General features: G+C 68.7%; 17 protein-coding genes, 1 rRNA gene, 1 pseudogene and 1 riboswitch. Of the genes and pseudogenes, 3 read left to right on the forward strand and 16 right to left on the reverse strand.

The features are described 5' to 3' along the window. Positions 1-2: 2 nt before the first annotated feature. Together ABZ412_RS18180 and aspA are read left to right on the forward strand one after the other, a co-directional pair. Positions 3-332: pseudogene (locus tag ABZ412_RS18180) on the forward strand (cyclic nucleotide-binding domain-containing protein); the annotation flags it as partial. A 78-nt stretch (positions 333-410) separates the two neighbouring features. Next, positions 411-1,868, forward strand: coding sequence for an aspartate ammonia-lyase (aspA, locus tag ABZ412_RS18185; RefSeq protein ID WP_357282051.1), 1,458 nt, complete (start codon positions 411-413; stop codon positions 1,866-1,868). Between the two features lie 22 nt (positions 1,869-1,890). Here the strand turns inward: aspA and ABZ412_RS18190 are convergent, their stop codons facing one another. From ABZ412_RS18190 to ABZ412_RS18235, 10 genes are all read right to left on the reverse strand, one after another. Next, a complete protein-coding gene (locus tag ABZ412_RS18190) occupies positions 1,891-2,733 on the reverse strand; it encodes an alpha/beta fold hydrolase (protein WP_357282053.1) in 843 nt (280 codons plus the stop codon). 135 nt (positions 2,734-2,868) lie between these two features. Further along, positions 2,869-3,501: a TetR/AcrR family transcriptional regulator gene (locus ABZ412_RS18195; RefSeq protein ID WP_357090781.1), complete on the reverse strand. Its 633-nt coding sequence runs from the start codon at positions 3,499-3,501 to the stop codon at positions 2,869-2,871. Between the two features lie 691 nt (positions 3,502-4,192). Next, the gene (locus ABZ412_RS18200) at positions 4,193-4,801 is read right to left on the reverse strand and encodes a peroxidase-related enzyme (protein ID WP_357282013.1); all 609 of its coding nucleotides are present in this window, start codon (positions 4,799-4,801) and stop codon (positions 4,193-4,195) included. Next, positions 4,794-5,306 carry a hypothetical protein gene (locus ABZ412_RS18205; RefSeq protein WP_357282014.1) on the reverse strand — a complete coding sequence of 171 codons (513 nt, stop codon included), beginning with the start codon at positions 5,304-5,306 and terminating at the stop codon, positions 4,794-4,796. The genes ABZ412_RS18200 and ABZ412_RS18205 overlap by 8 nt, the downstream gene beginning before the upstream one ends. Then, positions 5,303-6,319: a putative FMN-dependent luciferase-like monooxygenase gene (locus tag ABZ412_RS18210; protein ID WP_357282015.1), complete on the reverse strand. Its 1,017-nt coding sequence runs from the start codon at positions 6,317-6,319 to the stop codon at positions 5,303-5,305. The genes ABZ412_RS18205 and ABZ412_RS18210 overlap by 4 nt, the downstream gene beginning before the upstream one ends. Beyond that, a complete protein-coding gene (locus ABZ412_RS18215) occupies positions 6,316-7,065 on the reverse strand; it encodes an ABC transporter ATP-binding protein (RefSeq protein WP_357282017.1) in 750 nt (249 codons plus the stop codon). The genes ABZ412_RS18210 and ABZ412_RS18215 overlap by 4 nt, the downstream gene beginning before the upstream one ends. After that, on the reverse strand, positions 7,058-7,927 hold the full coding sequence (locus tag ABZ412_RS18220) for an ABC transporter ATP-binding protein (RefSeq protein WP_357282019.1): 870 nt from the start codon (positions 7,925-7,927) through the stop codon (positions 7,058-7,060). Before ABZ412_RS18220 ends, ABZ412_RS18215 begins: the two co-directional genes overlap by 8 nt. Further along, on the reverse strand, positions 7,920-9,791 hold the full coding sequence (locus ABZ412_RS18225; RefSeq protein ID WP_357282020.1) for an ABC transporter permease: 1,872 nt from the start codon (positions 9,789-9,791) through the stop codon (positions 7,920-7,922). The genes ABZ412_RS18220 and ABZ412_RS18225 overlap by 8 nt, the downstream gene beginning before the upstream one ends. Beyond that, the gene (locus ABZ412_RS18230; protein WP_357282022.1) at positions 9,792-10,955 is read right to left on the reverse strand and encodes an ABC transporter substrate-binding protein; all 1,164 of its coding nucleotides are present in this window, start codon (positions 10,953-10,955) and stop codon (positions 9,792-9,794) included. A 69-nt stretch (positions 10,956-11,024) separates the two neighbouring features. Then, positions 11,025-11,143, reverse strand: a riboswitch (SAM riboswitch). 209 nt (positions 11,144-11,352) lie between these two features. Beyond that, on the reverse strand, positions 11,353-11,988 hold the full coding sequence (locus ABZ412_RS18235; protein ID WP_357282023.1) for an HAD family hydrolase: 636 nt from the start codon (positions 11,986-11,988) through the stop codon (positions 11,353-11,355). Between the two features lie 157 nt (positions 11,989-12,145). On the opposite strand from ABZ412_RS18235, the gene ABZ412_RS18240 reads away from it, so the two are divergent. Beyond that, complete coding sequence (locus ABZ412_RS18240; protein WP_357282054.1) at positions 12,146-12,973, forward strand: GNAT family N-acetyltransferase; 828 nt, start codon at positions 12,146-12,148, stop codon at positions 12,971-12,973. 165 nt (positions 12,974-13,138) lie between these two features. Here ABZ412_RS18240 and ABZ412_RS18245 read toward each other — a convergent pair whose 3' ends face one another. From ABZ412_RS18245 to rrf, 6 genes are all read right to left on the reverse strand, one after another. After that, positions 13,139-13,576 carry a MarR family transcriptional regulator gene (locus tag ABZ412_RS18245; RefSeq protein ID WP_213558334.1) on the reverse strand — a complete coding sequence of 146 codons (438 nt, stop codon included), beginning with the start codon at positions 13,574-13,576 and terminating at the stop codon, positions 13,139-13,141. Beyond that, on the reverse strand, positions 13,569-13,994 hold the full coding sequence (locus ABZ412_RS18250) for an SRPBCC family protein (protein ID WP_357282024.1): 426 nt from the start codon (positions 13,992-13,994) through the stop codon (positions 13,569-13,571). The genes ABZ412_RS18245 and ABZ412_RS18250 overlap by 8 nt, the downstream gene beginning before the upstream one ends. 158 nt (positions 13,995-14,152) lie before the next feature. Continuing rightward, complete coding sequence (gene fusA, locus ABZ412_RS18255) at positions 14,153-16,180, reverse strand: elongation factor G (protein WP_357282025.1); 2,028 nt, start codon at positions 16,178-16,180, stop codon at positions 14,153-14,155. 162 nt (positions 16,181-16,342) lie between these two features. Continuing rightward, the gene (locus ABZ412_RS18260) at positions 16,343-16,690 is read right to left on the reverse strand and encodes a YrdB family protein (protein ID WP_357282027.1); all 348 of its coding nucleotides are present in this window, start codon (positions 16,688-16,690) and stop codon (positions 16,343-16,345) included. A gap of 210 nt (positions 16,691-16,900) precedes the next feature. Then, on the reverse strand, positions 16,901-18,937 hold the full coding sequence (locus ABZ412_RS18265) for a TerD family protein (protein WP_357282028.1): 2,037 nt from the start codon (positions 18,935-18,937) through the stop codon (positions 16,901-16,903). Between the two features lie 184 nt (positions 18,938-19,121). Continuing rightward, positions 19,122-19,238: ribosomal RNA gene (rrf, locus tag ABZ412_RS18270) — 5S ribosomal RNA — on the reverse strand. Between the last annotated feature and the right edge of the window lie 166 nt (positions 19,239-19,404).

A 19,404-nucleotide genomic window follows, 5' to 3' on the forward strand; every position in this document is an offset into this window, starting at 1 on the left:
ACGTGGCCGAACTGGACGAGCTGATCAGTAGCACCGCCGCGGCCACCGGACTCGATCCGGAGGACATCCGCGCCTTCGCCGCCACCGCCGAGCGGCGCGAATACCCGGCCGGGGCGGTGCTGTTCCACGAATCCATGCCGCGCGAGTGGGCGGGCATCGTGGTGGCGGGCGAGATCCGGATCACCTCCGGCCTCACCGGCCACGTGATCGAGCTCGCCCTGCTCGGCCCCGGCAGCCTGATCTCGGAGATCGCGCTGGTCGACGACACGCCCCATACCGCCACCGGGCGCAGCGTCACCGGCGCGGTCGTGCTCACCGTGCCCCGGGCGACCCTGCGGGAACTGGCCGTCCTGCACCCGGATCGCCACTACCGCATGGTCTCCCGGGTCGCCCAGCTGGTCGCGCACCGCATGCGGGTGGTCTCCGCCCAGCTGTCGGCCGCCATCGCGGCCCAGCAGCCGCTGGGCGGCATTCGCACCGAACACGATTCGCTCGGCACCCGGGAACTGCCGGCCGAGGCGTACTACGGCGTGCAGACCCTGCGCGCGGTCGAGAACTTCCAGATCTCCGGCATCAAGCTGCGCAAGTTCGGGCACCTGGTCAATGCCCTGGCCCACGTGAAAAAGGCCGCCGCCCTGGCCAACGCGGAACTCGGCGCACTCGCCCAGCCCAAGGCCGACGCCATCGTCGCGGCCTGCGACGAACTGCTCACCGGCCATCTGCGCGAGAACTTCATCGTCGACATGGTGCAGGGCGGCGCGGGCACCTCCACCAACATGAACGCCAACGAGGTGATCGCCAACCGCGGCCTGGAGCTCATGGGCCACCGCAAGGGCGAATACCGATACCTGCACCCCAACGACGACGTGAACCGCTCGCAGTCCACCAATGACGTCTACCCCACCTCGGTGAAACTGGGCGTCTACCTGTCCCTGCAGGACGCCTCCGCGGCGCTGGGCGAACTACAGAACGCGCTGCGCGCCAAGGCCGTCGAATTCTCCGATGTGATCAAGATGGGCCGCACGCAGCTGCAGGACGCGGTCCCGATGACCCTGGGACAGGAATTCGGCGCGTACGCGGTCATGATCGGCGAGGCCGTCAACCATCTGCAGCGCATCGGCGGGGACCTGCTCGCGGTGAACATGGGCGCGACCGCCATCGGCACCGGCATCACCAGCCCGCCCGGCTACGCGGACCTGGTCACCGTCAAGCTCGCGGAAATAACCGGATTGCCCATCGTGCAGGCCGAGAACCTGGTCGAGGCCACCCAGGACTCCGGCGATTTCGTGGCGGTGTCGGCCACCCTCAAACGGGCCGCGGTGCAGCTGTCCAAGATCTGCAACGACCTGCGGCTGCTGTCCAGCGGTCCGCGCGCGGGCCTGGGCGAGATCAATCTGCCCGCCATGCAACCGGGTTCGTCGATCATGCCGGGCAAGGTCAATCCGGTCATCCCGGAGGTGGTCAGCCAGGTCTGTTTCCAGCTCATCGGCTACGACATGACCGTCACCATGGCCGCCGAGGCCAGCCAGCTGGAACTCAATATGGCCGAGCCGATCATGGCCCACGACCTCATGATGGGCACCATGATGCTGCGCAATGCCGCGGTCACCCTGACCAGCCGCTGCATCACCGGCATCACCGCCAACCGGGAGCACTGCCGGGATCTGGTGGCGCACAGCATCGGACTGGTGACCGCGCTGGTGCCGACGCTGGGCTACGAGCAGTCGGCGGCCATCGCCAAGGAGGCGCTCGAGTCCGGCGGCAGCGTCTACGACCTGGTGCTCGAGCGCGGAGCCATGACCAAGGCCGAGCTCGACGACCTGCTCAGCCCCGAGAAGATGACCGCGCCGCGCTCGCGAAGGCTCTGAGCGCCCCCGATCCGCTGACGAATCAGCGGTCCCGCAGCCATTTTTCGACATAGTCGATGGTGGAATCGGGATCGCTGATCCAGCCGTTGTGCCCGAGCGGGGCCGGGTTGTGCCAGGTGGTGATTTCGGCCTGCGGCATTTTCGCCAGCAGTTGCCGGGCAGCTCCGCGCGGGGTCAGCTCATCACCGGTCATGGTGATCGACAGGACCGGCAGTTTCAGCCGCCCGATCCGCTCCTCGTAGTCGATATCGGCTCCGGCGGGTTCGAACCTGCCGGTGCGGGCCAGTCGCGCCCAATCGGCGATGAGCGCCTTGGACTGCCGCCCGAAGCCGCCCGCCGTGACCGTGTCGCCCGGCCAGAACCCGGCCAGATTGGTGGTCAGCGACAGCGCCGCGCTGCCGACCGCGGCCAGCCCGGAGTACCCGCGGAAATGCGGGGTGCCGGACGCGATGAGGATGAGCCCGCCCAGCCGCCCCCGGATCCGGGACGCGTACATGGCGCCCAGCTGACCGCCCATGCTGTGGCCGAGCAGGTACGGGGTGCTGTCGGGGAAGCGCAGGCGCACCGCCTCGAACATGGCCGGGAAGTCCACCGCCACCAGGTCCTGATAGCCGTAGCGGGACGGTCCGATCCCGGGTCCGCCGCCGTTGCCGCGGATCTCCAGCAGCGCCACATCGAAACCCCGGGCCGCCAACGGCATTCCGAACAGCGAGTAGTACTCCCCCGGCACGCCGAGGCCGGGGGCGATCACCACCACCGGCCGCGGCGTGTCGGCGGTGATCGGATGCCGGTGCGAGCCCTTCGCCGGAATCAGCCGCACCGGGATCGTGGTCCCGTCGGGCAGCTGGATCGGCACCGTCTCCATGTTCGGCCCGGTCCCCCGGTTCGGCCCGGTCCCCGTGTTCGGCGCAGCCTCCATGATCGGCACGCTACCCGTAAAGTTCGCGCCCGTCCGCGAGGCGGACGGGCGCGAAAGAGCGTCGGAAGGTTGGTTTTCGGGTCAGGCGCTGACCGCGCCCATGATGATGCGGCGCAGCACCTGGATGACGTCGTCGAGCGGCTGGCGCGGATCCGAGCCGCTCCAGGCGTCGACCACGTAGTTCACCGCGCCGATGATGGCGAGCACGCGCATTTCGTAGTCGCCGGGCGGGATCTCGCCGTGCAGGGCCGCGTCCTCGGCGGCGCTGGCCAGCAGTGCGCCCCAGGCGCGGCGCAGCTCCAGGCGGAACTTCTCCACCTTGGGGCCCGCGCCGACGACCTCGACGAGGGCGACCCTGGCCTTGCGCGGATCGCGTCCGATGGACTCGATGTAGGCGCGGACCGCCGCGTCGATGATGTCGATGGCGCTGGCGTCGGAGTGCTCGGCGATGGTGGCCGCCACGGCTTCCCGCGACTCGCGATCGATATGCTCGTAGAGCTCGAGCAACAGCGATTCGCGACCGGTGAACTCCTCGTAGAACTGTCTGGAGGAGAGTCCGGCGTCCTTGCAGATGGCTCCGACGGAACTATTGGCGTATCCATCGCGCGCGAACACCGTGAGCCCGGACTCCAGAAAACGCGCACGACGCTGCCGCTGCCGGTCTTCTACGGGCTGCCCGGCGTACATTCTTCCCGCGTTCGTTTCCTGTGACATTGCGCCAGACAATACCGAAGGGCCCGATCCCCTCGTCATGGATCGGGCCCTTCGTTTGAACCTTCGACTTACCGCGCGTTAGCCGAAAGTTGGCTCAGCAATGTTGGGCCATGCGACGCACCCGGGACGGTGGGTATAGGCAGGGGAACCGTCCCGAGTTCGGTACGCGGGTCCGGGGGGAGAGACTCGCGGGCCGATGTCGCATTGACCCGAAAGTCACTGATCGTTTGCCGTTCATCACGATACAGAGCAGGCGAACTGGACGGAATACTTTTCGAGGAACTTTTTAGGTTTTATTTGAGCGCCGCTCGCGACGCGCCGCCGGACCAGCACCGGAGCCCGGCGCAGGGGCGGAGTACCCCCTGCCGTAGCCGGATAATCCGGACACGAAAAAGGGCCCGATCCCCGAAACCGGGGGAGGGCCCTTCCGCATCACTCCGACACCCGTTCAGTTGCCGAAAGATGGCGCTCGCGTGGCTACTTGGCCGAAAGGCTCGCCGAACCGGTAGCCAGCAGCTTGAACAGGGTCTGAGAAAGAACATCCGAAAGGAAGTTCGCCATGGTGGTGCTCCGATCCGAACGATTGCCAGTGTTGTCACTGACTGTTTGCCCTCGCGACGATACCGAGCCGATACCCCAGGAGGGAAGATTGCGGATGAACTTTCTGGAACCACCTCGACAGAGCAATGGATTACGCGGGCACCTCAGGCTCCCCGAGGGTGAGCATCAGGCGGTTGGCCCACGAGAACGAAGCCGCCGACAACACCAGATCCTGCAGCTCCGCGGCATCGAAACCCAACTGCCGCAAGCGGTTCAGGTGGCCGGTGGTGGCTCGGGGCGGGTTCGCGGCGAGGGCGTCCACGAAATCGATGACCGCGTCCCACCTTTCGTCGATCCGCACTTCGTTGCCTTCGTCCAGCAACCGCTGAACATCCCCGGGCCGCTTGGACAACGCAGATGTGAAACGTGAATGAACGGAGGCGCAGTACTCGCACCCGTTGTGCCGGGAGGTAACGGTCGCCGCGAGTTCGCGCTCCGCGCGGGTCAATCCACCTCGACCGTAGAAGATCTCTTTGTCGTTGCCACTGCGATGCGCCAGCACCTCCGGGTTGCGCGCGAGTAGCCGGAAGTACGGCCCGATCCCGCGATCGCCCTCCAGCAGGGGTTTCTGCAACTCATCGGCATCGGCCAGCAGGATGGGTTCCACCCACGGCACCCAGTCCAGCTGGTCCTGGGTGAATCCCGTTGGGAGGCGTCCGTTTTCGACGCTGCGCACCTCGCTCACGCCCCGCTCACTCATGGTCCGCTCCGATCAGTGTGAGGCCGGCCAGCAGCCGGACCTGGAAGTGCACGAATCCGATGAGCTGCGCCACCGTGACGATGTCGCGCTCGGACAGCCCGGCCGCGCCCAGGGCATCGATATCCGCGCGGGTGATGGCGGCGGGCGCGGTCGTGACCCGCGCGGCGTGCCGGAGAATGGCGGCCAGCACCGGATCCCCCTCGGCCGGAGCCGTTCCCAGTCCGGCGTAATGCGCCCCCAGCTCGGGCGCGCCCGCCAGCTCCGCCACCGCCACCGCCGCCGCGATCAGCCGGTCCCGCCCGACGGTCGCGGCCGCCGGACCGTTCAGCAACGCCTCGTACACCCCCTGCGTATGCGCGATCACCGCCGGGCGTGTCGCCCGCAGCGCCCGGACCGCGTCCGCGCGTGGGCCGAGTACGGCATCGATGACATCGGCGGACCGGTCCGCCTCGGGTTCGGCCGGGGCGAGTGGCGCCACCTCGACGGCGGCGGTCGCTTCGGTCACGAGGAAGTCCTTTCGTCGGGTCGCCAACCCAGTTGCGGGGCAACCTTGGTGGCGATGAGTTCGATGGAGCGCAGGGTGGCGGCGTGGCCCGGGTCGACCGGGTGGACCTGCACGATGAAATCGGTGGAGTGCCGCAGCGCCACGTCGGCGGCGAGCTGCTCCACCACCTCGTCGGGCGTGCCGAAGTAGATGTCGCGCAGCACCTCGGCGACCGAATCGGCCACCTCCGGCCCGCCGTTGCGACCCAGCTGATCGAGGAACCGGGCCGCGCCGCGCTCGGCCAGGGCCCGGGCCTCGGCGTGGTCGTCGGCCACGAAAACGCCCCGGGACGCGCCGATTCGCGGTTCCACGCCCGGCGGCAGCGCGTCGAGATAGGCGTCGACCAGTGGCTGCTGGATCTCCCACAGGGTGGCCGCGGGCGCGGCCGGATCCCGCGGCTGCGCCTTCGACAGCAGCAGTCCGTCACCCGCGCGGCCGGCGCGCGCCGCGCCTGCGGCCGAGAAGGTGGCCTGCCACAGCCGGTCCCGCAGTCCGGGCGCGGGCGGATTCAGCCCCCGATCCCCGATCAACGGCGTTCCCGCCAACGCGGCGGTGACCTTGGCGAGTTTGTCCGCGTACAGCCGCTGCCGGTCGAGATCGGCCGCCTCGAACAGTTCGAAGGCGTGCCGGGACCCGCCCGCGCCGAAGCCGAGTTCCAGCCGCCCGCCGGACAGTTCGTCCAGCACCGCCGCGTCCTCGGCGACCCGGATCGGGTCCTCCAGCGCCAGCGTCACGATGGCGGTCCCGACCCGGATCCGCGGGAACCGGGCGGCCACGTGCGCCAGGAACACGAACGGCGACGGCAGCCCGCCCTCCGCCGGATCCAGGTGGTGCTGCGCCACCCAGGCGGTGTCGTAGCCGAGCCGTTCGGCCAGTTCGATCTGGTCCAGGGCCTGCCGGTACACGCCGGCCGCGGCCTCGGCCGGGTCGGTGCGGACCAGGCGGGTGAAGAAGCCCAGGCGTCGCGCGGTCATGTCGTCACCTTTCCTAGGTAGGCATCGCGGACGGCCGGATCGCCGACCAGGTCCGCGGCCGGGCCGTGCAGCACGATCCGCCCCGTGCGCAGCACATTGGCGGTGTGCGCGATGCTCAGGGCCAGCTCCGCCTGCTGTTCCACGATCAGGATGGCCAGGCCCAGTTCCCGATTGAGCCGGGCGATCTCCGACAGCACCCGATCCACGAACAACGGCGACAGTCCCATTGTCGGCTCGTCCATGCAGATCAGCCGGGGTTTGCTCATGAGCGCGCGGGCGAAGGCCAGCATCTGCTGCTCCCCGCCGGACAGGGTCCCTGCCCGTTGCAGCCGGCGCTCGGCCAGTCGCGGGAAATGCTCGAACAGCTCGGCGGCCCGCGCGGCCAGCACCGCGCGCCGCTCCTTGCGGATGTAGCCGCCGACGAAGAGGTTCTCCTCGACGGTCATGGCCGGGAACACGCGCCGCGCCTCCGGCACCGAGGCCAGCCCGGCCCGGATCCGGGTGGCCGCGGAGGTGCCGCTCACGTCGACGCCGTCGATCCGGACCGCGCCGGAACTCGGATGCAACAGTCCGAGAGCGGTTTTCATGGTGGTCGACTTGCCGGAGGCGTTCCCGCCGAGCAGGGACACGATCTCACCGGGGCGCACCGTCAGCGACACCTCGTCGAGGGCCCGAGACGCCCCGTAATGCACCACCACGCGATCGAATTCCAGGATCGGCGTGGCGTTCTCGTCGAACTCAGACATCGACGGCCACCTTTCCCCCGGCCCGGCTGCGGCCCAGGTACGCCTCGATGACGCGGGGATCGGAGAGCACCTCGTCGGGCGTGCCCGACGCGATGATCCGGCCCTCGTCCAGCACCAGCACCCGGTCGGAGAGGTCGTGGACCAGGTCCATCTTGTGTTCGACCAGCAGCACGGTCTGGCCCTGCGCCTTCAATTCGGCCAGCTGCCTGCCGATTTCCGCGGTCTCGGTCTGGTTCATGCCCGCGGCCGGTTCATCCAGCAACAGCAGATCGGGCACGGACGCGAGCGCCCGAGCGATCTCGGTGCGGCGGCGATTGGCGTAGGACAGGGTGTAGGTGGGGTGGTCGGCGCGCGGGACCAACCGTTCCTCGAAACGTGCCAGCTGGGCGTCGATGCGGGCCGCCGACGCGCGTCGTTCGGCGCGCGCCGCCGGAGTCGGCACCAGGGCCACCCCCAGCTCGGCCAGCAGCGAAATCCATTTGAGCACCGGAATACCGGCCAGCGCGCGCAGCGGGCGGGTGGCGTGCAAGGTCGGCTGGAGACCGACGTCGATATTCTCGCGGACGGTCATATTGCCGAACACCCGGCCGTTCTGGAAGGTGCGCGCGATGCCCGCCGCGGCGCCCGCCTCCGGGCCACCCGGACGAATCCGCCTGCCACGAACCAGAACTTCCCCGGCGTCCGGCCTCAGCACGCCCGAGATCAGGTTGACCGTCGTCGACTTGCCGGACCCGTTGGGCCCGATGATCGAGACGAATTCGCCGGGCGCGATCGAGAATTCGACCCCGTCCACGGCCTGCACGCCACCGAAGGCGCGCCGTAGGCCGGTGACGGTGAGCACCGCCTCGGCGGAGTCAGGCACCGACCGGGCTGGGCTTGTTTCCAGAGCTCTGTTCTTTTCCGACGACACGATCCCTCCTCACCAGAATTCCCTGCGGCCGGAACCGCACCACCAGCAGCAACACCAAGCCGTACAACACGATTCGCCACGACGGCGCGAGCCGCAGCACCTCCGGCACCCCGATCAGCACCGCCGCGCCCAGCACCGCGCCGTACGGCGACGCCGTGCCGCCCAGCACCAGGATGGTCACCACCAGCAGCGACATCGGCAGGTTGAACACCGTCGGATCGATGTAGGAGTACTGGTGCGCGAGCAGCGCACCGCCGATGCCGGAGAAGAACGCCGCCACCGCGAAGGCCAGCGCCTTGTAGTCGCGCACCGGCACACCCGCCGAGCGCGCCGCCACCTCGTCGGCCCCGATGGCCCGGATGGCGGTGCCGAGGCGGGACCGCTGCACGCCGACGATGACCGCCACCACGACGGCCAGCACTGCCAGCTCAAGCCGGAAAACCTGGGTGTGCGTGGTGAATTCGTAGCCGAACAGGCTGGGCGCGGGGATCCCGAAGATGCCGTAGCTGCCGCGGGTCACCGACTCCCAGTTGCGAATGATCGCCACCGTCACGATGCCGATGCCCAGCGTCGCGATGGCCACATAGTGACCGCCCAGCCGCCACAGCGGCGCGGCCAGCACCGAGGATGCCACCGCAGCGACGATCCCCGCGGCCACGATGGCCGGCAGGAAGGCCCAGCCGTGCGACACCGTCAGCACCGCCGAGGTGTACGCACCGATGGCGATCGGCCCCGCCTGCCCAATGGCCAGCTGCCCGGCCGACCCGGCCACCAGCGTCATCGAGACCGCGATGATGGCGTAGGCCAGGATCTGGGTGCCCACCGAGATGCCGTAGTCGTCCGCGACGAGCGGAATCGCCACGCCCGCAATGGCGAGCGCGATCAGCGCATGCCACCAGCGCACCCGCAGTTCCCGGCCGGAGCTGAGGAAGGTACCGGTCATCGGCTCGGATTCGATGGCGGGCGGCCGGGCCAGCAGGCCGCCCGGCCGCAGCACCAGGAAGATCACCAGCAGGCCGAAGGTGATCAGATCCCGATAGCCGTCACCGAACCAATAGATGCCGAACGCCTCCACCAGGCCGAGCACGAATCCGCCGACGACCGCGCCTGGAATCGAGCCCAGCCCGCCGATGGTGGCCGCCACGAACCCCGTCATGCCGACGATGCCGCCGCTGGTCGGTGAGATGTTCGAGTTGTAGAGGCCGACGAAGATGCCCGCCAGGCCACCCAGCCCGGAGGCGATGGCGAAGGCCAGCGACTGCACCCGGCCGACCCCGATACCCATCTGCGCGGCAGCGTCCGGATCCTGCGCGGTGGCGCGAATGGCCAGGCCGTGGCGACTGAACCGCAGGAACGCCCACAGCCCCGCCATCACGATGAGAGTGATGGCGAACATGACCACGTCCGAAGTGCCGAACCGCACCCCGCCCACCTGAAAATTGTTGGTGGACAGCACCTGTGGGAATGGCCGGGTATCCGGACCGAACACCAGGGCGACCACGTTCTCGATGATCAGCCCCACCGCCACCGTCGCCAGCAGCGCGGCGATGGCCGGGGCGCGGCGCAGCGGCCGCACCGCCAGCACATCGATGGCCACGCCGACCAGCGCCGTCACCGCCACCACCACGATCAGCGCCGCCCACCACGGCACCCCGTGCTGGGCGATCAGCCACCAGCCCAGCACCGAACCGAACGCGAAGATCGCACCGTGCGCGAAGTTGATGACATTGCTGACCCCGAAGATCAGGGTGATGCCCACGGCGATCAGCGCGTACGCATTGCCGTGGACCAGACCCGCGATGAGCGTGTCGAACATCTACTTCTTGCTTCCGACCGGCACGAATTTGCCGTTCTGCAGCACCAGTTCGATCGGCTTCACACCGCTCGGGCGGCGGGTCTGCTGATCGAAGGCGAAGGTACCCAGACCGATGCCATCGAAGTCCTTGACCTCACGCAGGCCCTTCAGCACGCCCTCGCGGGTCGCCCCGCCGGCCTTGGCGGCCTTCACCAGCACGTTGAGGGCGTCGTAGGCGTAGACATTGAAGTCGCCCGGGTCGGTGTTGAACTTGGCCTTGAACTTGGTGACGAAGCTCTGGATCTTCGGGCTCGGATCCGACGGGGTGAACACGCCGTTCACGATGTCGCCCTCGGCCGCGGTGCCCGCCAGATCGATGAACTGCGGGGTGTTCTGGCCACCGAAGAACTGGCCGCTGAACCCGACGTCACGCAGCTGCTTGACCACCAGCGCGCCGTCCGGCCCGTAACCCAGGTGGACGAAGGCGTCCGGGTTGGCGTCGCGGCCCTTGATCAGCACCGGCCGGAAGTCCTGCGAGTCCGGCAGAATCGGCGAGGAGTAGGCGATCTCGATGCCCTTCTCCTTGGCGAACTGCTCGAAGAACTTGAAAGCCTGCTTACCCCAGTCGGTTTCGAGATACACCACCGAAACCTTCTTGGCCTTGGACTTCACCCATTCGGCATTGCGTTCCTGGAACACGTCCAAGGTGATCGACGGGCTCCACGAATAGTCGCCGCCCTTGGTGAAATCCACCGAGGAGTTGGTGAATCCGTACTGCACCAGCTTGCCGCGGTTGTACACCGGCGAGGCGGCGATGGAGGCGGGCGAGGAGAAGTCGCCCAGCTCGGCGATGATCGACTGGTCGCCGACGAACTTGGTGGCGATCGGCACCGTCTGTTTCGGATCCGACTGCGAATCCTCCCACTTCAGCGCGACCTTCTTGCCGTCGATCCCGCCTGCGGCGTTGATCTCGTCCAGCGCCAGGTCGAACCCCTGCTGCCAGAGCCGGCCGTACTCGGCCGAGCCGCCCGTCTTCGGACCGGACACTCCGAAATACACCGTGTCCGAACCACTTCCGGACGAGTCGCGGCCGCCGCAGGCCGTCGCCGATCCCACGACCAGAGCCGCCGCACCGACACCCACCGCGACCCGGAGAACACGCGACCGGGACCAGATCCTGCTCATTGCTACCTCTACATTCGCGCACCGGCACGCGGCCGGGCATGGGGACACGACCGCGACGCGAAGGGCGCGGTCTGGCGCTTGCGATGCCCGGGCGGACATCGCCTGGTCGTCACCCGGGGCACCCCACCGCCCACGCGAGGGTTGCCGATCAGCGAGCCGGGGCTCGAAAAACGCTGATACTCGTGACCGTGTCCAGAAAGGTAGCCGTGACAACCGGCGGCCGACACCGTTCGAATCACCCTGATGCCAAACGCCACCCGGCCCCACCGCCGGGAAATCCCGTGTCATCCCCGCGAATTGCCCCCGCAGGAGCGTCGCCCCCCGCCGGGAAATCCCCTGTCACCCCCGCGAATCGCCCTGCGGCCGCATCGGCCCCCGCCGAGGCCGCCGCTAGCGCCTACGCCAGATGCGCGGTCAGCCAGGCCGGGAACTCGGTCAAGTCGCGCAGCACCACATCCGCGCCGGCCGCCGACAACTCCTCGGCCGCATACGGTCCGGTGGTCACCGCCACCGAGGTCGCGTCCGCCACCTTGGCCGCGCGCACGTCACCGAGATGGTCACCCACATAGATCGAGGCGCCGCGCTGGAGCAGCACCTCCCCCTTCTCCTCCGCCCAGGCGCCACCGACCAGTTCGTCGACCGCCAGCCCCAGATGGTCCAGATGCAATTGCGCGTGCGGCCCGTTCTTCGCGGTGATCACGAGCACCCGGCCCCCGGCCTCGTGCACCGCCGCCAGCGCGTCCACCACACCGGGCAGATGGTCCGACGCGTGCACCGCCAGCTCCGGATACATCTCCCGGTACATGGCCACCACGCCCGGCACCTCGTCCTCCGGGAACCACTGCGCCGCCTCGTGCGCCAGCGGCGGACCCAGCCGCGACACCACCAGCTCCGAATCGATCGCCACCCCGGTCCTGGTGGCCACCGCGTCCCACACCGCGGCGATTCCCGGCCGCGAATCGATCAGCGTCATATCCAGGTCGAACCCGACCACCAGACCACCGGCGGAACCGCTCGAATCATCAACAGCCACGCCCCGACCCTACGGCCCGCCCGTCCCCATCCCGCGCCTCGACCGCCACGATGTGACCCCGGCAACCGCCCACCGCGGCGGGCGGCACAGCGAAAATCAGAGGCGCGGCCACCGATTCGCGACCTAGGCTCGACCCATGCCGAGCGATGAGGGAACGCTGTTCTGCGGGAGCGAGCTGGCCGCCCGCGTCGAGCGGGTGGAAACCGAGCTGATGGCCAAGGGCAGCGCGGCCGCCGCGGCCCGGCTCGAACCGGACACCGGCTTCGTGATCCCCCTCGCGGGCGGGGTCGCGTCCTTCGCCGAGGACGGGTCACCGCTGAACAAGATCGCCGGACTCGGCTTCGCGGGGATTCCCGACGAGGCCGAACTCGACGAGATCGAGCGGCTGTTCGCGGCTCGCAAGACGCCCGTGCAGGCCGAGGTCTCCCAGCTCGGCGATCCCGGCATCGGGGAACTGCTCACCGGCCGCGGGTACCGGCTGGTGTCGTTCGAGAACGTGCTCGGCCGCGAACTGGGCGCTCCCCGCGCGGCGGACGTCGCGCCGGGTGTCGAGGTGACGCCCAGCGGCGAAGACGAATTCGACATCTGGCTCACCGTGGTCGCGGACGGCTTCGCCCACCCCGACACCCAGGGCGTCGCCTCCCATGAGGAATTCCCGGCCGACATCATCGCCCGCGCCATGCGCGACCTGACCGGCGCGGCGGGCGTCCATCGGTATCTCGCCCGGCGCGACGGCGACGTGGCGGGCGGCGCGAGCCTGCGCATGTCCGGCGGCGTCGCCCAACTCACCGGCGCGGCAACCCATCCCGCGCATCGGCGGCACGGCGTGCAATCGTCGCTGCTGTCGGCCCGCCTCGCCGAGGCGGCCGCGGCCGGCTGCGACATCGCGGTGGTCACCACCCAGCCCGGCTCCAAATCCCAGCAGAACGTCCAGCGCCAAGGCTTCGCGCTGCTCTACACCCGGGCCATCCTGGTCAAGGGCTGACCGCCCGAGGGCAGCCATATAGACGGCCCGCACGGATGGCTTCGGCGCGCGGAGAAGGATCGCCGAACTCGTGCTCGAGGTCCGCCAGCGCCGCGGCAGCACTCTGCGGTTCGATGCCGCGCTCCCGTGATCTGCCCTGGTGGGCGCCAGCCAAGAGCGGCGGCGTCAGTTCGGCAGCCGGTGCGCGGCAATCGGTTTCAGGTGCTCGCGCAGCAGGTCACCGTCCGCGCCGAAGAGCTGCTCGTCGGTGTCGACGGCGATCCGCACGCCCCGGCTCGCCAATTCCCGGCCCTCGGCGGTGAGTTCGATGCGCAGCACCCGAGCGTCGGCCGGGTCGGCGCGCCGCGCCAGCAGGCCGCGCTCCTCGAGGCCGCGAATCACCTTGGACGCCATCATCCGATCCGCGCCCGACATGTCGGCCACCTGCTGCTGCGTCGGCAGCTCCCCCGCCCGGCTCAGCCAGCCGGCCGAGGCCAGCAGGTTGAACTGGGTGGGGGTGAGCCCGAGCGCGCGCAGATTGCGTTCCAGCGTCGCCCGCCACTCCAGGGCGGCGTGGTGCAGCCAGAAGCCCGGACTCATCAGCGGTCCCCGTGGTTCAGCCACGCCGTCGTGCCTCCTGTTCCAATGCGGCGAAGGTCAGCGGCATATCCGCGCGCATGCCCTTCTCCCAGATCAGCTTGAACAGCGGGCCCATCGGCCCGTGCACCTCGACGTGCTCGGCCACCCGGACCGTGCCGTCGCCGAGCGGCTCGTAGGTGCGGTGACCGCGCAGCTTCCCGAACGGGATGCCCGCCTCACTGGTCCACGACTGTCCCGGCTCCACGGCCACGATAGTGAACGGCCCGGCCGGGGCCCCCTTCGGCTTCACCCACCCCTTGGTGCCGGCCGCGAACTCGCCGTCGATCCGGGACTTCTCCTCGTGCGGGTCCCATTCCGGCCAGCGGTCGACATCGGTGGCGACCGCCCAGATGCGGTCCAGATCGCCGGTGATCACGGCCTCTTCGGTGAACGAGTACATCATCGTCGTCTCCTATCGGGAAACTCTGTTGTTGCGACAACAGTAACTGTTGTCGCGACAACAATCAACCCCTCGGGCGTGACCGACTGCCACCCATGACACGGGGCCCGGCGACGAACGGCATCGAAATGCCGCCGTCACCGAGCCCCGGTCACCCGCCGCTACGGCGCGAGGGCGTAGCCCAGCGGGCGCGTCGTGAACGTGCCCCGGCCCTGCGTGCGACTACGCAAACGCGTTGCGTAGCCGAACAACTCGGCCAGCGGGACCGTGGCCGTCACGACCACCGTGCCGGTCCGCGCGACCGAACCCGTGACCCGGCCACGCCGGGCCGCCAGGTCACCGAGCACCCCGCCGACACCGTCCTCCGGCACGGTGACGGTCAGCTCCGCCAGCGGCTCCAGCACGGCCATCACACTGGCGCGCAAGGCTTCCCGCAGCCCCAGGCGGCCTGCGGTCCGGAAGGCCAGCTCCGACGAATCCTTCGAGTGCGTCGCACCGTCGGTCAGCGTGACCCGGACACCGGTGACCGGATGACCGGCCAGCGGGCCCTCGGCCAGCGCGTCCCGGCACCCGGCCTCGACCGCGCGCACGAACTCGGCCGGCACCCGGCCGCCCACCACCGTGGACTCGAACTCGAATCCCGTGGCCCCGGGCTCGGATTCGTTGAGCGGCCGCACATCGAACACGATGTGCGCCCACTGTCCGGAACCGCCGTCCTGCTTGGCGTGCCGGTAGGTGAAGCCCCGCACGCCGCGCACCACGGTCTCCCGGTACGCCACCTGCGGCCGCCCGACCGTCACCGCCAGCCCGCGGTCCCGGCGCAGCTTCTCCACCGCGACCTCCAGATGCAGCTCGCCCAGTCCGGCCAGCAGCGTCTGCCCGGTCTCCGGATCGGTCCGCACCGTGAGCGACGGGTCCTCCTCGGCGAGCCGGGCCAGCGCCACCGCCAGCTTCTCGAGGTCCGCACCGGACTTCACCTCCACCGCCACCGACACCACCGGCTCGGTCGGAGCCGGGGGTTCCAGCAGCACGGGGGCCTCGGGCGCGCACAGGGTCGCACCGACCCGCATGGCCTTCGGGCCGACCAGCGCGACGATGTCGCCGGCCTGCGCGACCTCCACCTCCGCGTGCCGGTCCGCCTGCACCCGCAGAATGCGGGCGATCCGCTCGCGACGACCCGCGCCCGCGTCCAGCACGACGTCACCCTTGCGGAGCACACCGGAGTACACGCGGACGAACGTGAGCCGACCCGTCGGCGTGGCATGCACCTTGAACGCCAGGGCCGCCAACGGTTCCGCCGGATCCGCCGCGCGGGCGCCGTCGCCACTCCCGACCGCGGGCCGGTCCAGTGGCGACGGCAGGTACGCGGCCACGGCGTCGAGCAGGGGCTCGATACCGATATCGCGATAGGCCGCGCCGCACAGCACCGGCACCACCTCACCGAAGAGCGTGAGCTCCCGCAGCGCGGCGGTCAGGGTGTCCGCGGACAGCGCGGAGTGCTCGACGAACTCCTCGAGCGCCGCCGTACTCCGCTCCGCCACCGCCTCTTCCAGCTCCCGGCGGGCCTGGGCCACCGGGTCCGCCAGATCAGCCGGGATCGGCCCCTCCGCGAACCCGTTCTCCCACCTGAGTTCACGCAGGCGAACAAGATCCACCACACCGGCGAAATCCGCACCGGCGAACACCGGCAGCTGAACGAGCAGCGGAACCGGATGCAGCCGTGCGCGAATCGAGGCCACCGCGGCCGCCAGGTCCGCCCCGGCGCGATCCATCTTGTTGACGAACGCGATCCGCGGCACCCCGTAGCGATCCGCCCGCCGCCACACCGACTCGCTTTGCGGCTCCACCCCCGCGACGGCGTCGAAAACCGCTACGGCGCCATCCAATACCCGCAGCGAGCGCTCGACCTCATCGGAGAAGTCGACGTGCCCGGGGGTATCGATGACGGTGAACCGGTGCCCGGCCCACTCGCAACTCACGGCGGCCGCGAAGATCGTGATGCCCCGATCCCGTTCCTGCGGATCGAAATCGGTCACGGTGGTGCCGTCGTGCACCTCGCCGCGCTTGTGGGTGATACCGGTGAGGAAGAGCATCCGCTCGGTCACCGTGGTCTTCCCCGCATCCACATGCGCGAGAATCCCCAGATTGCGAACGACAGCCAGGTCTTGCCGAGAAACATTGGTACGCACGGTCATCCGTCCTTCGTGCTGATCAGGAACAGAACAGCGCGATTCCCCCGGACGGAGACGACACTCCCGGGCTACTCGATACGGCCGCGCAGCCGGCACCGAGCCGGCAAAGAAATCATGGTGCGACCGTATCCGGGCGATACCCGCGGTGTCGCGTGAATTTCACATCGACAGATGCCCGAGGTGGATCGCCGCCAGGTTCGCGACCACGAGCAGCGGGAAGGCGACCGCGAGCCTCCGATACCCCAGCTGCCAGAGCGCGGCAGCCGCACTACCGAAGACCAGAACCTTGGTGGCCACCGCGGCCACCGGAATCGAGAAGCTCGCCTCCGGAGCCGCGAACAACCCCCACAGCACCATGGCCGCAACAGCCATGCCGGCCCCCCGCAGGATCTTCGCGACACGGCTGCGGCCGGTCCGCACACCCCAATAGGCCAGTGCACCAACGGCAACCAGCTCGAAGACGAAGGCGAGGGTGAAGTTGAGGATGGACCAGACGGTGGCGATCATAGCTACTCCGAGATCAGTGCTCTCTATTTTGAACAATGATCATCTATCGTGCGATCCAAGTCAAGAGCACTGCTCTCGTCGGTGTCCGGGTGGCGAAATGCCGAGGCCCCCGGCGATCAGCCGGGGGCCTCGGGCGGCAAGGAAAGCGGAAGAGCTGAATTCGATTAGAAGGAAGCTCCCCCATGGCCTCGCCGGACATCACGGTAGCAGTCACGCCGGGATCAGGTCGCTCAGATTCTCCGGCGTGAACACCCGCGACCCCTCCGGCAAGCCCTCCGGGCGCGTCAGGCCGATGAACATGACCGGCTCGTCGAAAGACCGCCCGTCCCACAGGGTTACCTCCTCGGCCATGAGTCGCGCGAGGTACGCGAGGGTCAGGTATCTGCGATCGATCACAGCGCGCGCGAGCGCCGACGCCGAAACCTGGTTGTTCTCCACGGCATTGAACGCCGGCGCACCTCGTAGATTCAGGTGCAGCCACTTCACCCGCCACTCCCCGGACGGCGCCCGGAAGAAGACCAGCGGCAACGCGACGCGCCCCGCACCGCGCAGATCCGACTTCATGCGCACGGTGCGCGGCTCGTAGGGCAGGCCCCGCTGGTCACCATCCCGGAGCATGAAGCCGAAGAACGACTCGGCTACCTCGTCGAAGCCCTCCCCGGAGTAGACATTCACCTGCGGCACGATCGCGTGCGCGACCACCTTGTCCAGATCCAGCTCGATGAACTCCGACGCGCCCTCGGGGGCCGAGGTGATGTCGCCGGAGTGCACGCCACCCACGTCGGTCAGATTGGTGTAGGACAGCCGGCCATCCAGCTCGTAATCCTCATCGAGCAGTAGCGCGGAAAGGTCGAAATCGGTGCCCGCGTTCCGTTCTCGCCAGTAGACGAAGAATCGGAGTCGCTCGCCGTACACCGGCGACACCGAACCGCGCGGCAGCACACCCAGGCCACCGCTGATCGCCTTGCCGCCCAGAGGGAGCGCGATATCGACGGCGTCCGGATCGATCACCAGCCGGGCCGGGGCGGGCAGGCGGCGCTTCAGTTCTACGTCCAGCAGTACGCGCAAGCGATCGAGGATATTCGCGTCGATCGGTGCCCGGCCATCCGGCTGTACCCGGCCGCGGCCCAGACGGTTCGTGAACACCCGCTGCGCGACACCGTCGCGGTTGTCCACATGCTCACGGACGGAAAGGATCACGCGGGCCGACACCAGACCGATCGTCGATTCGACCGCGGCCAGCACCGCTTCCCGCTCGGCATCCGTTGTGGCCATGCGCAACAGGCGATCGAGACAGCGGAACAACAACCCGGGCGCCGCCCGCAACAGCCGTGCGGCACCCACAACATCATCGACCGCCAACAACGCCTCGAACCGCGACCCGAACGACCGGGCGCGCCGCTCACCCCGCGCGACCTCGAAAACCGTTGCGGCATGCTCCCACTGCGGGAACTCGTGCGGATGCAGGCGCTCACCCAGGCGCTTCCACGCCTCCCGCCGCGCGACCACATCGCCCAGTTTGGCCGGCTGATCCGCGATCACCGCATCCAATGCCGCCAGCAGACCACGGCGCGAACGCCGCGATAGCGAACGGAACCGCGTGGGAGTCGACAGCGACACATCGCCGTCCGACAGCAGGCACGCCAAGCGCAGCACATCGGTGACGGTGTCGGCCAACAGCTTCTCGCCCGCCGCGAGCCGAACCTCGTTGATGATCGCCCGGTGCTCACGCACCGGAATCGACTCCGGTTGCGGGCCGGACGCACAGCGGAGCGCCAACTCCCGAAGAATCGGCAGATCTTCCTCACCGAGCGGCGTAGCCCGTCCGGCCAAGGACAGGTAGAGCGCGGACACCTCGTCCTCGATTGACCCCCCAAGGTGCAGGACAGTCACCCGATCCCGCACGGACTCGATCAACTCATCATGAGCCGCGACCATGTCGGCATAGCCGTGCTGATACCTCCCGTATTCGGGAAGAGCGAGCAGGTTCGACACCCCTTGCGCCAAACCCTCGGACACCGCCGCAGCCGCCGACTCATCGCCGAGCGCGGCCAGCAGGCGGTCGGTCCAGAACTCCACGGTGTCAGGCACATTCGCCGGAAAGTCCTTGAAATACACATTGTGCTCGACATGGGCGCCGGCCATCCGGCGCACGATCGGCAACACCCGCACCGCCAGATCGATCACCGCCCCCGCGGCCGATCCCGACAGTCTCGCGACGAGCTCCCCGGAGAGCTTGAACCCCACGGACATCAATATCGCATCGAATTGCCTCGTGGCGACCACGCCGTCCCCGCCAGGCCCCTCGATATCGGGCAGTCGCAATGTACGGCTGACTACGAGCTCTTCAAGATCCCAACTCACCCAAGGATCTTCTCAAAGAAACGCCAAAGGCCCCCAGCTAATAAGCTGGGGGCCTTCGCGAATGATGTTCCGGCGGTGTCCTACTCTCCCACACCCTGTCGAGTGCAGTACCATCGGCGCAGGTGGCCTTAGCTTCCGGGTTCGGAATGGGACCGGGCGTTTCCCCACCGCTATAGCCGCCGTAACTCTATGAAACTGTCACACAGAGAGCCAGGTCACGATCCCCTTGCGAGGGTTCGATTCCCGTCTTCCTGTATCTGTGTGTTGTTTCAGATACTGCACAGTGGACGCGTAGCTTCTTTGTTGGTAAGTCCTCGGCCTATTAGTACCAGTCACCTACACCTGTTACC

This window comes from Nocardia sp. NPDC005746, from assembly GCF_040630785.1.
Classification (GTDB): Bacteria; Actinomycetota; Actinomycetes; order Mycobacteriales; family Mycobacteriaceae; genus Nocardia.